The 16367-nt window shown below is 45.0% G+C and carries 16 protein-coding genes; 12 read left to right on the forward strand and 4 right to left on the reverse strand.

The genetic code is table 11. The features are described 5' to 3' along the window. The first annotated feature begins 8 nt into the window (after positions 1-8). From B5J93_RS06025 to B5J93_RS06035, 3 genes are all read left to right on the forward strand, one after another. On the forward strand, positions 9-1214 hold the full coding sequence (locus B5J93_RS06025) for a D-amino acid dehydrogenase (protein WP_079325558.1): 1206 nt from the start codon (positions 9-11) through the stop codon (positions 1212-1214). 141 nt (positions 1215-1355) lie between these two features. Continuing rightward, a complete protein-coding gene (locus B5J93_RS06030; RefSeq protein WP_158080698.1) occupies positions 1356-1673 on the forward strand; it encodes a hypothetical protein in 318 nt (105 codons plus the stop codon). 31 nt (positions 1674-1704) lie between these two features. Then, the gene (locus tag B5J93_RS06035) at positions 1705-2061 is read left to right on the forward strand and encodes a RidA family protein (RefSeq protein WP_174700911.1); all 357 of its coding nucleotides are present in this window, start codon (positions 1705-1707) and stop codon (positions 2059-2061) included. 1 nt (position 2062) lies between these two features. On the opposite strand, the gene B5J93_RS06040 is transcribed toward B5J93_RS06035, so the two are convergent. The 3 genes from B5J93_RS06040 to B5J93_RS06050 all read right to left on the reverse strand — a co-directional run bounded on the left by B5J93_RS06040 (position 2063) and on the right by B5J93_RS06050 (position 6176). Beyond that, positions 2063-2782, reverse strand: coding sequence for a 16S rRNA (uracil(1498)-N(3))-methyltransferase (locus B5J93_RS06040; protein ID WP_079325506.1), 720 nt, complete (start codon positions 2780-2782; stop codon positions 2063-2065). Positions 2783-3027: 245 nt separating this feature from the next. After that, positions 3028-4494 carry a M16 family metallopeptidase gene (locus tag B5J93_RS06045; RefSeq protein WP_079325508.1) on the reverse strand — a complete coding sequence of 489 codons (1467 nt, stop codon included), beginning with the start codon at positions 4492-4494 and terminating at the stop codon, positions 3028-3030. Positions 4495-4721: 227 nt separating this feature from the next. Then, entirely contained in the window at positions 4722-6176 is a 1455-nt protein-coding gene (locus B5J93_RS06050) for a M16 family metallopeptidase (RefSeq protein ID WP_158080699.1), read from the reverse strand. 611 nt (positions 6177-6787) lie between these two features. Here B5J93_RS06050 and B5J93_RS06060 point away from each other — a divergent pair. From B5J93_RS06060 to trpC, 6 genes are all read left to right on the forward strand, one after another. Beyond that, positions 6788-7051, forward strand: coding sequence for a type II toxin-antitoxin system Phd/YefM family antitoxin (locus B5J93_RS06060; protein ID WP_079325514.1), 264 nt, complete (start codon positions 6788-6790; stop codon positions 7049-7051). Continuing rightward, positions 7026-7334, forward strand: coding sequence for a type II toxin-antitoxin system RelE family toxin (locus B5J93_RS06065; protein WP_079325516.1), 309 nt, complete (start codon positions 7026-7028; stop codon positions 7332-7334). Before B5J93_RS06060 ends, B5J93_RS06065 begins: the two co-directional genes overlap by 26 nt. A gap of 107 nt (positions 7335-7441) precedes the next feature. Next, the gene (rpiA, locus tag B5J93_RS06070) at positions 7442-8131 is read left to right on the forward strand and encodes a ribose-5-phosphate isomerase RpiA (RefSeq protein ID WP_079325518.1); all 690 of its coding nucleotides are present in this window, start codon (positions 7442-7444) and stop codon (positions 8129-8131) included. Between the two features lie 28 nt (positions 8132-8159). Beyond that, positions 8160-8783, forward strand: coding sequence for an anthranilate synthase component II (locus B5J93_RS06075; RefSeq protein ID WP_079325519.1), 624 nt, complete (start codon positions 8160-8162; stop codon positions 8781-8783). A 163-nt stretch (positions 8784-8946) separates the two neighbouring features. Continuing rightward, complete coding sequence (gene trpD / locus B5J93_RS06080) at positions 8947-10008, forward strand: anthranilate phosphoribosyltransferase (protein WP_079325521.1); 1062 nt, start codon at positions 8947-8949, stop codon at positions 10006-10008. Positions 10009-10086: 78 nt separating this feature from the next. After that, entirely contained in the window at positions 10087-10905 is an 819-nt protein-coding gene (trpC, locus tag B5J93_RS06085; RefSeq protein WP_079325523.1) for an indole-3-glycerol phosphate synthase TrpC, read from the forward strand. Between the two features lie 63 nt (positions 10906-10968). On the opposite strand, the gene B5J93_RS06090 is transcribed toward trpC, so the two are convergent. Next, positions 10969-13932 (reverse strand): insulinase family protein, encoded by a 2964-nt coding sequence (locus B5J93_RS06090; RefSeq protein WP_079325525.1) that lies wholly within the window; start codon positions 13930-13932, stop codon positions 10969-10971. Between the two features lie 197 nt (positions 13933-14129). On the opposite strand from B5J93_RS06090, the gene glmM reads away from it, so the two are divergent. The 3 genes from glmM (at position 14130) to B5J93_RS06105 (ending at position 16284) form a co-directional block, all read left to right on the forward strand. Continuing rightward, positions 14130-15482 (forward strand): phosphoglucosamine mutase, encoded by a 1353-nt coding sequence (glmM, locus tag B5J93_RS06095; RefSeq protein ID WP_079325527.1) that lies wholly within the window; start codon positions 14130-14132, stop codon positions 15480-15482. 171 nt (positions 15483-15653) lie between these two features. After that, entirely contained in the window at positions 15654-15935 is a 282-nt protein-coding gene (locus tag B5J93_RS06100) for a hypothetical protein (RefSeq protein WP_079325529.1), read from the forward strand. Continuing rightward, a complete protein-coding gene (locus tag B5J93_RS06105; protein WP_079325531.1) occupies positions 15925-16284 on the forward strand; it encodes a hypothetical protein in 360 nt (119 codons plus the stop codon). Before B5J93_RS06100 ends, B5J93_RS06105 begins: the two co-directional genes overlap by 11 nt. Positions 16285-16367: the final 83 nt, after the last annotated feature.

A 16367-nucleotide genomic window follows, 5' to 3' on the forward strand; every position in this document is an offset into this window, starting at 1 on the left:
GGGTTCGGTTGGTATATCTTGCCAAAGCAGGGGCAAAAGTTACCGTCATTGACCGCCAAGCCGATGTTGCCGAAGAGACGAGTTTTGGTAACGCAGGGCAAATCTCCCCAGGTTATTCAACGCCTTGGGCAGCCCCCAAAATCCCCCAAAAGGCGGTCAAATGGCTCATGCAAAAGCACGCTCCCCTTGCCATCTCCCCTGACGGCACGCTGTTTCAGGCGGTGTGGATGAAACAAATGCTAGATAATTGCAACGCCAAGCGATACGAGATTAACAAAGAGCGAATGATGCGAGTGTCAGAGTACAGCCGTGATTGCATCCGTGCCTTACGTGATGAGATTGGCATTGACTACGAACAGCGGACAGGTGGCACAATCCAATTATTTAGAAAGCCTGCCCAGCTTGAAGCAATGAAGCTTGATACCAAAGTACTAGAAGAATGTGGTGTGCCTTATGAGATACTGGACGCAGATGGGCTTATCAAGGCTGAGCCTGCACTTGCTTATGCTACCGCTCCGCTTTTGGGCGGTCTAAGATTGCCCAATGATGAAACGGGCGACTGTAATTTATTTACCAAACGCCTTGCCGAGCATTGCAAATCACTTGGCGTGAAGTTTAAATTTAACACCGTCATTGACAAAATTATCTCTGAAAATCAAAAAGTGACAGGCGTGGTTGCAGGGGGCGAAACCTTGACGGCAGACGGTTTTGTCTTGGCGTTAGGAAGTTATTCTCGTCAAATGGCAAAAGATTTGGGGCTTGATTTGCCTGTCTATCCTGTTAAAGGTTATTCCTTAACCGTGCCAATCGTGGACGAAACCCGTACCCCTGTTTCTACCGTGCTTGATGAAACTTATAAAATCGCCATTACCCGTTTTGACAATCGTGTCCGTGTGGGAGGTATGGCAGAACTGGCAGGTTTTGATAAATCCTTAAACCCTGCTCGCCGTGAAACGCTTGAAATGGTAACCAAAAGCCTATTTGATGGCGGTGATTTGCCAAACGCCAAATTTTGGACAGGGCTTCGTCCAATGACCCCAGACGGCACGCCAATCATCGGAGCGACCAAATTTGATAATTTGTTTATCAATACAGGGCACGGCACATTGGGCTGGACGATGGCGTGTGGCTCTGGAAAACTGCTTTGTGATATTATTATGGGTCAGCCAACTGAAATTAAGATTGACGGCTTAAATATTGACCGTTATCGCTAATTTTTAGCTATGGGTGTTTTTGTTGGTGCAGGATTTTGGTTGTTGGTTGGGTTTATTGCCTATGGTTTGCATCAAGGCAATGCCCTAAATAACAAAATCATGATTGGCTTGTTAATTGGCTTTTGTCTGATTGGCACTGTTATGATTGGCTATTATTATATCATGGGTGATTATTTGTATCATAATGGCAAAGTACAAAAGGATTGTGGTGTTGTCATTTATCCTGATAAACCACTAACCGCACACCAACAAAGAAAAGCTGTTACTAATCGTATCACCATTCAAAGCAGTAGCATAGACAAAAAATACCGTTTTCGCTATATTGATGATTGTTATACCAATAAGTTTTCTTTTAATGGTTTGAAAAAAGGCGATAAAGTATGTTTTGACTATGTTAAAGTTGAAAAATTTGTGAATGGCTACCCCTATTGGTTAAAGAACCTTCGCATTACTAACTAATAATTAACCTATAATGTAATTAAATAAGGTAATTTTTATGACCGAAATCATCAAGTTAGACAGCAACGAAACCATTACCGAAATAGCCATTTATAATGGAGTGGTATATCTAGCAGGGCAAGTGCCTGATGATGACAGCCTTGATATTGTCGGGCAAACCCGTGAAGTTTTGGCAAATATTGATAAGGCACTTGCCAAAGCAGGCACAGACAAATCTCGCCTTTTGACCGCCCAAGTCTTTATCAAAAACCTAGATGATTTTGACAAATTTAATGCCGAATACACCGCTTGGATAGCAGGCAATGTTCCGCCCACTCGTGCCACGGTTCAGGCGAATTTGGTTAATCCAAACTGGCTTATTGAGATTGTGGTAACGGCAGCGGTTTAGTTTAGCTCACTTGCCCCACCACCTGCAAGCCTGCCAACGCCACCACCCCTGCCGTCTCGGTGCGAAGTATCCGCTCGCCTATCGTCCACGACAAAAAGCCATGCTTATGGCACGCATCTATCTCATCATCAGACAGCCCGCCTTCTGAACCGACCAGTATGCCAATCGTGGACGGCAAGGGGGTTTTTGGGACATAGCGGTGCGTGTTGTCTGATAGGTTCATGACGATTTTTAGCTCATCGGTACAACTTGCTAGATAGTTCGACAGCGTAACAGGGGGTAAAATGGCAGGGATAATATTTAGCCCACATTGCTCACAGGCAGAGACGGCGATTTTTTGCCAATGAATGAGCTTTTTGTTATCACGTTCATACCTGAGTCGCTCGGAGCGTTCGGTGGTGATGAGCTGTATGGCGGATACGCCCAACTCGCACGCCTTTTGGATGGTATAATCCATACGCTCGCCCTTACTCATCGCTTGGATTAGGGTAACACGATAAGGCAGGGTGCGATTGGCAGGGTTAAAATCATCTATACGCACATGGGCAGACTTTTTGTCAATGCGGGTGAGTGTGGCGGTATATTCGCCCCCCTGCCCGTTAAAGAGCGTGGCAGTATCGCCAATATTTGCCCGCAAAACTTTCGTCCAATGATGATACACGTCATCAGGCAGGGTTATCGTATCATGTACGGCTAGGGGCATATCTACAAAAAAACGCATGAAATCGCCTTTTAAATGATTTATTAAAAATAAATTGGTAAATATAAAATGATTTTAGCATTCTATTGATTTTTATTTGCCAATTTTATCTTTGTTTTATTTAAAAATAGGTATGGTTAATTTACGATTTAAATATATGGGGTAAATTTAATTTATCCAAATTGATATGTTACATTAGAAAAATTTAAATTTTCCCCTACGTATTTATCCAAAAATAAATCATTTCTTTTTAAACAATATTTTAATCAATCTTTTTCGACCCTTTTTTTATGATCTTGTTTAAACAAACTTGATAAATCAGGTTTTTCTTTACCAATGGTAACGATGATAAATTCATCAGGGCGGATATAGGTATTTAGCGATTGATTGACCGTATCCAATGTCGTCTTGTCTAGTCGCACCAGATAATCAGTGATATGACTGTCGGGCAAATTATTATAACCCAAATGACTTGCCGTGCTGTGAATGGCTAAGTTGGTGGCAAGGCTCATGGGGTAGGCGTATTTGCGACTGGTGCGTTCTAGGTTAAATTCGCTGTCTTTTATGCCATTTTTTCTTGTTTTTTCAATGACTTGTAAGGTTTTGATGATTGCTTCTTTGGCTTTGTCGGTCTGAGTAGAAAAACTGATACGATAATAACCCCGCTCATCAAATGTCGTCATACCGCCCGTAATACCATAGGTGTAGCCGTGCTTGTCTCGGATTTCTTTCATGAGATACGCATTAAAATCGCCCCCTGCCAGTACGCTGTTGGCAAGGCTAAAACTGGTGCGGTTTTGTAGCTCTACGGGGTCTTTGGTCTCTTTTTCGCCCATGTGTCCGATATAGACGTGAGTTTGGGTGCTGTCATAGGGGATATGGACGTGCTGTGGCTTGGGGGCGATGGGCGTGGGCAAGTCGGTGGCTCTCTCGCCTTGGGGCAAGGCATTTATCAGACGTTTGGCGATGGTGCGTGCGTCATCGGCACTGATGTCGCCTGTGATGGCGATGTGGGCGTTGCCTTTGGTTAAGTATTTGTTTTTATAGGCGATTAGGTCATCTCGGCTAATGCTCGCCACGCTCTGTTGTGTTCCGTCTATGGGGATGGCGTAGGGGTGTGTGCCGTATAGGGTTTTTAAAAATTCAACACTTGCCAGATGGCTTGGGTTTTGTTTGGCACGCTCAAAACCGATGTCTGCTTGGGCTTGGTTGCGTTTTAGGATAGTTTCATCAAAACGGGGGTTTTGTATCATGTCGGCAAACAAATCAAGGGCAGGATATAGCTCTTTGTCGTCCGACAAACTTCTAAACGCATAAACAAACGTGTCTCGGTAGGCAGTCGCCCCAAATACCACGCCCAGCAGTTCGGCTTTTTCGGCAAATGTGTTCTCGTCTAGGTGGGTTGTGCCTTGGGTCATCATAGTGGCGGTCATGCCAGCAATGCCGTAGCCGTCCGCTCGTATGGTGTCGTCCTTGGCAGAACCGCCCTTAAAGGTCAAGCTAATGTCCAAAATCGGTAGCTCATCAATGGGCGTAAAAATCACAGGCACGCCGTCCACGTCAAACCGCTCCATGTGTGGGATTTTTAAATCCAGTGGCTTGTCATCTTTTAGGCTGTCAAGCATGGGCAAGGGCTTATCGCTTGGGGCGACAGGGGTATGATGATGACCGTCCGCCCATGTGGTGTGGCTGATAAGCAATAAGGTTAAGGCAATTGGGGTAAGTTTTTTCATGAGATTTCCTGATATTGGGTTGGGGTTTTAATTGTTGAGTTTATATAAATCATTTTTATTTAAATTGATTGTCATGGTTAATTTTGGAAAAATATTATTTTCATTTTTTAAATATCCAAATTTAATATCAATTTATCTTTTAAATAAAATAATTTTGGTAAAATTTAATTTTTTATTTAAATTTTACCCATAATTTTTATCAACTTTTCAAACCCCAAAATAATCTATTATTCATCTTTTGGTAAAATATAGGCACTATACATACGCTCATCGCTTAGGTATTTTTTGCCTGCATTTTTAATTTCATCGGTGCTAATGGTGGGCAGGATTGCCAATTCTTCTTGGATTTTGCCAAAAGGGATATTTTCATTTTTTAGCATTCCCAATAAACTTGCCTGCCCTGATACACCTTCGGACGCAAACACCAAGGCGGTTTTTGTGGCAACCATAGAACGGTCAAGCTCTTTTTGGTCAATGGGGTCGGTTATGGTGCGTTTTATCTCATCTAAGACAAGGCGTTTGGTTTCATCAAGGCTCACCCCTGCTTTTGGCGTTGCCATGACCATAAAAAAGCCGTCCCCATAGCCTGTACTGTCGTAACTACTATGTACAGACGTAACGAGTTCTTTTTTGACCAAATTTTTAGCAAATCGACCAGACGCTCCGCCACTTAGCACGTCATCAAACAGCCCCAATGCCAACAGCTCTCGCTCATTGTCGGCGGTGTGGCGGTTGGTGAGTTTTAGGCTAGATAAAGTCGGGGCTTGCCATGCCAAAATCAGCGTGGGAACTTGGACGGCTTCTTTGATGACGACATGGCGTTCGCTCACACCGCCTTTGCCTGCGTTTAGGTCATCAGCATGGATGAATTGGGCAGGGTCTCGGGCGGGTACGGGGTCGCCTTTGGGGATGTCGCCAAAATATTTTTTGATATGGGTTAGGGCTTCGTCCTTGTCCACGTCGCCCACGATGACAAGCGTGGCGTTGTTGGGGACGTACCATGTGGCGTACCAGTGTTTTAGGTCATCCATGGTCAAGCTCTCAATGTCCGCCATGCTCCCGATAATGGGGCGACCCCGTGGCGTGTCGCCATAGACGAATGGTAAGAACCGCTCCCACGCTTTTGCCATGGGGTTGTCGTCCGTACGAGAACGGCGTTCTTCTTGGACAACTTGGCGTTCGCTCTCTATCTGTTCGGGTTTAAACAGGACGTTTTTCATGCGGTTGGCTTCTAGCTCCAACGCTAGGGCGTAGCGGTTGGCGGGCAAAATCTCATGATAAACGGTAACGTCCGAACTGGTGTAGGCGTTGTTACTACCGCCATAATGACTGATAAGACGGCTAAATTCATCGCTGGATACTTTGGGCGTGTCCTTGAACATTAAATGCTCTAAAAAGTGCGACAATCCGCCCTTGCCCACAGGCTCGTCATTCGCCCCCACGCCATACCAGATTTGGGTCATGACCACAGGGGCTCGTTTGTCTTCTTTGATGACGACTTGCAAGCCGTTGTCTAGGGTGTGTTCGTGGATGTTGGCGAGCAGTTTTAGCTCTTGTTGGGGGATAGTGGCAAGGGCGGTTGGGGCTTGGGGCGTGGCGGTTGAGGCGTGCTGGCAAGCGGTTAGGGATAACAACCCTAAGGATACGCATAAGGATAGGGCAAGGCGGTTAAAGGTTTTCATAGACATTCCGATGAGTTTGGCGGTTTTATTGATTTAAAATTTTGTCAATTAAGAGAAATCATTTACCAATCAAAATACTGGCAGTAGGACGTACACCTTGACCGTTATTGGCACTGCACGCCACAAGCGTTAGGGGCAGGCATAGGGCGATGATGAGCGTAAATTTTTTCATGATAATTCCTAATTGCAAAAGGTTATAGTTTAGCATAAGTTGGGGTGGGTGGCAATTTTGGGAAAAAGATTGACAAAAAGTACTTTTAAAAGTATTATAAAAAGCACTTTTAAACTATTTGATTTTCCCATGAATGAACATAATGACGTACATGACATGATGATAAGAATAGAATATATAATAAATTCAGTCATTGAACAAACGATAAGTACCAACATAGAACATTTAAAAAATCTAAGTGTATTTCAAATATTTCTGAGTATTTTTTGCTTATTTTATTCTAAAAATATCTCCGATAAAAACTGCATACAAAATATCTTTAAAAATATTTTAAAGAAAATTCTAGATATTCGCTCACATGTTGGTTTAATATTCTTAATACCACGTCTCAATACTCCAATCTATCACTAATCCGCTCTTTACCAAAAAGGTAGTTTATATGCTAAACCAAATCCACAGCCGTTATGTTGCCAGTATCAGCGATTTAAAGAAAAGCCCCATGGACACACTCGCCCACGCCAATGGCGAGCCTGTGGCGATTTTAAATCGCAATACCCCTGCTTTTTATTGCGTGCCTGCGTCTTTATACGAAAAAATGTTGGACGCATTAGACGACCAAGAACTCATCAAATTGGCAAACGAACGGCAAAACCAAAAAACGGTAAAGGTAACGATTGATGACTTACAAGCCAAATTCCAATAATGATGAAAATCGTGTTTATGAATTAGAATTTAACGAAACTGCGTTAAAAGAATTTGAAAAATTAAACGCCACGATTGCCGAGCAATTTTTAAAAAAGCTAGAAAAAGTGCTGTTAAATCCACACATTCCCAAGAATAAACTACACGGGGCGAATGCTAAGAATTTATACAAAATCAAACTTCGTAAGATGGGTTATCGTTTGGTTTATGAAGTTAGGGATGATAAACTGGTGGTGCTTGTGATTACGGTGGGACGGCGTGATACGGTGTATGATAATATTTGACGCACTTATAGGCTTTGGCTTTATTTAGTATGGTAGAGCTGATTTTTTATGATTTATTTTTTGCTAAATTTAGCGTAAAATAACCCCAAATTTTTATGAGAATCATCATGTCTAACACAGCCCACACCGACCCCAAACTTGCCCAAAAACAAGCCGTTGCCAAATCCACCCTTGCCTACATCGAAGACGGCATGATTTTGGGTGTGGGGACAGGCAGTACGGTAAACTGCTTGATTGAGCTGTTGCCACAGGTTCGCCTAAAAGGGGCGGTGGCAAGCTCACAAGTGACCGAAGATAAATTAAAAGCCTTAGGCATTGAAATTTTTGATTTAAATGCGGTGGGCGAGCTTGATTTGTACATTGACGGGGCGGACGAGATAGACGCTCATGGCAACATGATAAAAGGCGGTGGCGGTGCCTTGACCCGTGAGAAAATCGTGGCGGTAGCATCCAAACGCTTTGTGTGTATGGTGGACGACTCCAAAACAGTCACCAAACTGGGCAAATTCCCTGTGGCGGTGGAAGTACTGCCCCAAGCCCGTTCCTATGTGGCTCGTGAACTGGTCAAACTCGGGGGCGAGCCTGTCTATCGGGAAGGCTTTGTCACTGATTATGGTAATGTGATTTTGGATACTTATGATTTGGACATCACAGACCCTGCCGAGCTAGAAAGCACCCTAAACAACATCGTGGGCGTGGTATGTAATGGCATTTTTGCCAGTCAGTCGGCTCACATCATGCTAAAAGCAGGCGATGACGGCGTAAGTACGGTAAAATTTGACAAGACGACAAGATAAAGCAAATAAAAAAAAATAAGGATTTGACATGCTCTTAATGATAGATAACTACTGCAGTTTTACTTACAACATTGTTCAGTATTTTGGCGAGTTAAAGCAGGATATTGTGGTAAAACGCAACAACGAGATTACCCTTGATGAGATAACCGCTCTTGCACCACAAGCCATTATCTTAGGGCCCGGCCCTTGCACACCGACCGAGGCGGGGGTTACGGTGCCGATTTTGACGCATTTTGGCGGAAAAATTCCCATTTTGGGTGTGTGCTTGGGTCATCAAGCCATTGGGCAAGCCTTTGGGGGCGATGTCGTGCGAGCAGGCGAGGTCATGCACGGACGATTATCAGACGTGTATCATGATGATGTGGGCGTATTTCACGATTTGCCAAACCCTGTGTCGGTGGTGCGGTATCATTCGCTGGTCATTGACAAAGCCACGTTGCCTGAGTGCTTAGAAATCACCGCTTGGACACAAAATGCAGACGGCTCTATGGGCGAGATTATGGCTGTTCGCCATAAAGAGCTAGACATTGAAGGCGTGCAATTTCACCCAGAGTCTATTTTAAGCGAGCATGGTTATCAGCTTTTTAATAACTTTTTAAAACGCTGTGGGCTTGCTGTGCTAGATGATGAAAATTTACCAACGGTGGCGTGATTTTTTTTAAATATCATTATTTTAAACCCATTTAACTAAAGTGGAAATTGTAGAGGCAAATTGCAATTTGCCCTGTGATGATGTATAAATTTGGGCGTTGTATTCCCCCTACAAATCTGTCCAACATATGATAAATTAACCCAAAAAATTTAAAAGGAAATCCATGTTAGAAAATGACCACGACATTCACGCCTTTTTGGTACGCACCCTAAACACCCTAATCAATGGCGAAAACCTAAGCGATGACGATACCGCCACGCTCATGACCCTTATCATGACAGGCAAATGCCCCGATGTGCTACTGTCCGCCATTATCACGGCATGGCGTATCAAGGGCGAGACGGTGGACGAGGTTGCCATTTCTGCTCGTGTTATGCGGTCGTTTGCCAATGCCGTTACTTTGGACGTGGATAATACGGTGGACATTGTGGGAACGGGCGGAGATGGGGCGAATTTGTTCAACGTATCCACAGCGTCCGCCTTTGTGGTGGCGGTCTGTGGCAGTGTGGTCGCCAAGCACGGTAGCACGGGCGTGTCAAGCCGTTCAGGTGCGTCCGATTTGCTCACAAGTGCAGGCACAAACCTTGCCCTTGACCCAAGCCAAGTTGCCGACTGTGCCAAAAATACAGGGGTGTGCTTTATGTTCGCCCCCAATCATCACCCTGCCATGCGTCATGCCAAGGCGGTACGTGGGGCGTTGAAGGTGCGGACGATTTTTAATATCTTAGGGCCTTTGACCAATCCTGCGTCCGCCCCCAATAGCTTGCTTGGGGTCTATGATGTGGCATTGTGCGAAAAGCTCGCTCAAGTCATGGGCAAACTTGGCAGTCGCCATGTGTGGGTCGTGCATTCTGATGACGGCTTGGACGAGATAAGCCTTGCCACACCCACAACGGTATCGGAATACAAGAACGGCAAGGTAACCACCTTTAAAATTGCCCCCACCGATGTCGGCATTGCCATGCAGTCGCTTGACGGCTTGTCGGTTGGCTCGTCTGATGAAAGTTTTGACCTTATCAAATCCGCCCTACAAGGACAAACCGACCCACGCACCCAAAAGGCGTGTGATATTATCGCCCTAAATGCAGGGGCAAGCCTGTATCTGTCAGGGGTGTCAGACAACTTTAAAGACGGTGTCGCCCTTGCCAAACAAGCCCTAGCAAGTGGTAAGGCATGGCAAAAAATGCAGGAATTTGTGACATTTACCCAGACGTTTAACGCCTAAAATAGGATATGTAGGGGCAAATTGCAATTCGCCCAAATTATATTTTCAAATTTAAAAAAATTTTAAAAGGAAAAAACCATGTCCACCCCCACCATTTTACAAAAAATTATTGCCACCAAACACCAAGAAATCGCCCATGCTCGTACCCAAATCAGCCTTGATGAATTAAAACAAAAAGCCAAATCCACCCCTGCTGTGCGTGGTTTTGCCAAAGCCCTACGAACGGTGAAGCAAGGCAAAATTGGCGTGATTAGCGAGATAAAAAAGGCAAGCCCGTCCAAAGGCGTGATTTGCCAAAATTTTGACCCCATTGCCACCGCCCAAGGCTATGAGTCGGCAGGAGCGACTTGTTTGTCTGTTTTGACTGACCGTGAGTATTTTTTGGGGCATGATGACTATCTTATCCAAGCCAAAAACGCTTGTAATTTGTCTGCCTTGCGTAAAGATTTTATGGTGGACGAGTACCACATTTATGAAAGTCGCACGCTCGGGGCGGATTGTATTTTGCTTATCATGGCGTGCCTTGATGATGAGACCGTGGCACACCTGCACAAGGTGGCGATAGAGCTTGGCATGGACGTGCTGATTGAGATTCATGATGAAAATGAGCTAGCTCGTGCATTGAAATTGCCCAAATCCACCCACAACATTTATGGCATCAATAACCGCAATCTTAATACCTTTGATGTGGATTTGAACACGTCTATTCGCCTTGCTAAGACCTTGCGTGAAAATGTGGGCGATGACGCACTTATTGTCAGCGAAAGTGGCATTCATGGGGCGGACGATGTACACCTGATGCAGTCGCATGGCATTCATCACTTCCTTATCGGTGAGCAATTTATGAAAACGGACAATGCAGGGCTTGCGTTGGAGAAATTGCTAAAAAGCATATAAATACTACACAAACCAAAACCCCACACCACACGGCATGGGGTTTTTGCTTGACTTAAAACAATCTTAACCAATCTTATGGCAATCAAACCCAAGCTCTGCCATTTGACTTTCTTTTTCAAGCGGGGCAAGGCTCGCCTTAACATGGGGCTTGTCTTTTAGATAAGTGCGTGCCACTCGTTTTAGGTCGTCTATCGTAACCGCCAACAGCTTGGCTCGTATGGCCTCTTGCATCTCTTTGGTGCGTCCGTGTAGCTCACTAAAACACGCCTTGACCGCCTCGCCTGCTGGGGACGCAGGTTTATCCATACCGCCGATAATCCCCAAAATCGCCTCCTCCAACTTATCAGCGTCATGGTCGTTATTAAGCAGCCAGTCAATACTCTTTTCAAAATGAAGAAAAGTCGCCACGCAGTGCGGGTCTCGGTAACTATAAAAGCGAAAACTTGCCGAATTGGCATCAAAACTCGCCCCACCACCATACGCTCCGCCTTTTTCACGGATTGCCGAATGCAGATAGCCATTTCTTAAAAACGGAGCCAGCACTGTCAAGGCAGGTGTGTCCTCATGCCCCGATGTGGTCGCAGGGTAGGCTGTGGCATTATGATAGACATTGGTGGCGATAAGCCATGCGATGTCTTTATTGTCATCGCTGTTAGAAAGCTCATCAAACGCTAGCGTATCATGTACTACGACAGACGATTTGACAGGCTTATGCGGTGTGTTTAGCACGTCTTTTATCACCGCCTTTAACTCGTCCGCCTTGTCCGCCTCACACACCAAAATCACGTCTTTGGGCAGGTTTTGTACTTGCTCATGGATTTGGGCTAGGCGTGCTGATAGCGTTTGCCAAACCGCTTGGTCGGTTTCACTTTGTTTTAAAAATGACTTTAATGCCGACAGGGCAGGTAAGCCCGAATAACGGTATTCTAACGATGATAATTTGCTCATGCTCCGACTGGCGGTCTGAATGGCGTAGCTGTGTCCGCTTGCTGATAGGCGTGATTGCCAAGACGCTTGTTTTTGCTGTAACAGCTCGCTCATGCGGTCAGTTTCGGTGAAAATGGTGTTGTTTAGCACGTCGCTTACCAGCTCCACCGCCTCAGGCTTACGAGCTAAGGCACGGGTCGCCACTACTAGATAGCTTGTCATCGCCTCCTTATCATGGCGGTCGGTACGCTGTGAAATGCGAGCAGTAACGCCTGATGAAACGGACGCTTGCACCGCTTGGAACGTGCGTGCGTCATACCTATCCGTACCTAGCTCGGACAACAGCCCTAGATATAGGGGCAGCAGCGGATTATTTAAAATGCCTAAATTATCATTTAAATCAAGCACTACTTGATAATAATACAGTCCATTTGTCCCTGCATGATACTCATAAAGTGTACGTTCGTCTTGCCCAATGGTTATCGGCTGTTTGTTGGCGTGGGCGAATTTTATCGCTTTGGGAATGTCATCTAGCCCCACTTTTGGCAAAATATCCACGTCATCTATCATTGCTTGGCGTGTGGCAAGCTCGGTAGACTTTTGGCGAATAAGTACCTTATCATCATCGCTTAACGAGTCATTTAGCTTATCCAAACTTGCCTTTTCGTCATCTATCAAGCGTTGGGCTTTGTCCTTATCAGGCGATAGAGTTAAGCGAACTCGGTGCGGGTTGTCAATCAGGTGCGTTTTGATGAGATTTTGCACCCAATTTGGCTCTTTGACCTGCTCCGATAGCCACGACAAATGTTCATCAATCTCCCACATGTCCACAGGATTACCGCCATGCAGTGCCGTACCAAACCCCTCAAGCATGAGTGTCAAGCCATAAGGCATACTGTCGCCCCCGATGTGGCGTTGGTCTAGCTCTATCTGATGCAAAATGGTTTGTATGGTCTCATTATCAATGGGGTTTTCTGCCACAGAACGAAGTAGCTCCAAAATGCCGTTTTCCACGTCATCGGCAAGCTCACGCTCCGAGCCACGCACGCCTGCATAAAACGCCATCTCATAATGACTGTCGTCCAAGCCCAGTAGCGGACTTGCGGACGTGCCAAGTGGCGAGCTGTCAAGATACGCTCTTAGGGGCGAACCTGCATGTTCTATCAGCACGCCCTCCATGAGGCGAAGTGCCAGACGCTGTTTGGGGTCGGTAATGCTTGGTAGTAGCCACGCCAACACGTTATGGGTCATTTTCTCGCCACTCACGTCAGCGGTATAAGTGTCATAGACTTGCACAGGCTCATTTAGACGAGTCTCGGTCATGGAGACGAACTTTTTGCCACGAGACGGCTTTTCAGCATCATCAAAACGCACTAGGGCATCATCGTGCAGGCGTGCTTGAATGTCCGCCACATCAATGTCGCCAAAACTCATGATAATGGCGTTGGACGGATGATAATGAGTCTTGTGAAAATTGACCAAATCAGCATGGGTCAGCTTCACAATCTCTTTTGGGTCGCCCCCTGAGTTATAATGATAAGTCGTGGTCGGATACAGGTGTGGTGCCAAAGCATAGTAAAGCTGGTCAATCTCGCCACTCATCGCCCCTTTCATCTCATTAAAGACAATGCCGTGATATTCAGGTCGCCCCTGCTTGTCAAGCTCCAAACGAATGCCTTCTTGGGCAAAGTCTAACTCGTGAATGTTGGGGAAAAACACCGCATCAAGATAGACGGATAATAGGTTAAAATAATCGTTTTTGTTTTGACTGGCAAAGGGGTACACCGTCCAATCACTTGCCGTCATGGCGTTCATAAAGGTCTGCAATGACCGCTTAATCATGCTAAAAAATGGGTCTCGTACAGGGTATTTTTGTGAACCGCACAAGACAACGTGTTCTAGGATATGAGCTTCGCCCCGAGAAGTCATGGGCTGAGTGGCAAAGCCAATCATCAAGGCGTTTTCGTCATTATCACATGCCAGATGATAATGAGTTGCCCCTGTGTCAGTATGCTCGCAAAGTAGCACCGTGATATCAAGGGCTTCTATGTGGTGCTTAGATTTTAGGGTAAAGGCAGGGTGTAGGTTAAGATTTGTCATGAATGGTTCCGTGATTAAAAAATGCTATATTGTGGCAAAAATTTGCAATTTAAACAAGGCTTTTGTAAATTTTGATAAAAATTCTTGTTTTTATGATTAACTTTTATACTACTGAAAAAGTATTGAATTAGAGAATAATTTGGCGGTATACTTAGGATTATTTTTTCTTATCATTTTAATTTTAAAAGGCAATCATCATGAGCTACTTTGGCACAGACGGCATTCGTGGGGCATTTGGACAATTTCCCATTACCCCTGATTTTTTACTGCGACTTGGCTATGCCACAGGGCAGGTTTTGTGTCAAGAAAATGAGGGCAAACGCCCAAGCGTGGTCATTGGCAAAGACACTCGCATTTCAGGCTATGTCATCGAATCCGCCTTGCAAGCAGGATTTCACTCGGCAGGCGTGGACGTACACCTACTCGGGCCTTTGCCAACACCTGCCATTGCTCATTTGGCAAGAAGTTTTCATGCCGATATGGGCGTGGTCATCTCGGCAAGCCACAACCCTTATGGTGACAATGGCGTAAAGTTTTTTTCAGGCGAAGGCAAAAAAATCTCAGACGAAACCCAATCCGCCATTAACGCCAAATTGGAAGAGATGATACATGGCGACACACTTTCACGCCTTGAACACTACCCCACCGAGCTTGGCAAAAGCTACCGCATTGATGACGCTAAGGGGCGTTATATTGAGTACTGCAAAGGCTCATTCCCCTACCAATACGACCTGCGTGGGCTGACCATTGTGGTGGACTGTGCCAACGGAGCAGGGTACAGCGTTGCCCCACGGGTTTTGCGTGAGCTTGGGGCAAGTGTCATCGCTCATGCCAACACGCCAAACGGTACAAATATTAATGCGGGCTGCGGTTCAACCCACCCCGAAGCCTTGCAACGCCTAGTGCTAGAACACAATGCCGATTTGGGCATTGCCCTAGACGGAGACGGCGACCGTATTGTGATGGTGGATGAAAACGGACAAATTTTGGACGGCGACAGCATTTTGTACATTCTTGCCAATGGGGCAGACGAAACCCCAAAAGGCGTGGTCGGTACGCTGATGAGTAACATGGCACTTGAAAACTTACTTAAAAATCAAGGTATTAACTTTGTGCGTGCCAAAGTGGGCGACCGCTACGTCATGCAAGAACTTGAAAAATATGGTTACGCCATTGGTGGAGAATCGTCTGGACACATTTTATGTCTTGACAAGTCCCGCACGGGCGATGCCATTGTAGCAGGCTTGCAGGTGCTGGCGGTTTTGGTCAAAAAAGGCGGTAAACTCTCCGATTTAACAAAGGGTTACACCCCATACCCCCAAACGCTTATCAACGTCCGTCTAGCCAAAATGAGCGACCCTTATGACAATGACGAGCTAAAATCCGCCTTCGCCCAAGCCGAGAGCGAGCTTGGCAGTACAGGGCGACTATTGATTCGTAAATCAGGCACCGAGCCTGTGATTCGGGTCATGGTAGAATCCCAAAATGGCGAGACGGCACAAACATTGGCAACGTCATTGGCGGATAAGGTAAAGGCGGTGTTGGGGTGATTTTTAAATCATAGATAATTTAAAATGGGTGTGTGGGGTAAATTGAATTTACCTTATGGTAAATTTAACATTTGGGCGAATAAATTGCCCCTACATATCCAATTTTAAAATCTATATTTAAAAATACTCTTAAATAAAAATATCATTTTAATATTTAAAAGAGAAAAACTCATGATATTAGACCTCCCCCCAACCACCATAGAGCTAATTACCGCCAAAGCCGAGCAAGCAGGTATGACGGTTGATGAACTTTTGTTATCCACCTTTGCCAAAGATGATGAAGATGCTTATTATGATTGGTTTTATCAACATCATTTTGATATAGAACGCTTAACAAAAGCCATTGGCGAAACCGATGAAAACGGATGTGCCAAGCATACTGTTAGCCTACCCAAAGGACTGGCAAAAGATAAAGAAGCATTTAGAGCATGGGTAAAAGCCAATGCAAGTTAATTTCTCATTATATTTTTTGCGATTGCTTGATAAATTGGACGAGCAAAACCAAGATAGGGTTGCTGAATTTATCAATCATGTGGAGCAAAATGGCTTATATGGATTGGCAGGACGTAATAAATCCTCCGCCCCACAAAATCCCCACACCAAAAAAGAGCGAGCTAATTTTAATCACGCTCAAAAATATTGTCTTTGGCATTACCATATTGGCATACCTAATTATACAGGCGAGTTTGGCGATATGATAAGCGAATACATTTTGCATTATCAACGTTTTGATGATGAAATTGTGATTGTGGATATCAGCTCTCACCCGCCTTTTGAATTGCCAAGCATAGATAAATTATAAATTGGCATTATTCAATTAAGGTAATTTTGTATTATGAGTGTGTAGGGGCGAATGACATTCGCCCAAAAAATAATATTTATATA

The organism is Moraxella equi (genome assembly GCF_002027555.1).
Classification (GTDB): Bacteria; Pseudomonadota; Gammaproteobacteria; order Pseudomonadales; family Moraxellaceae; genus Moraxella; species Moraxella equi.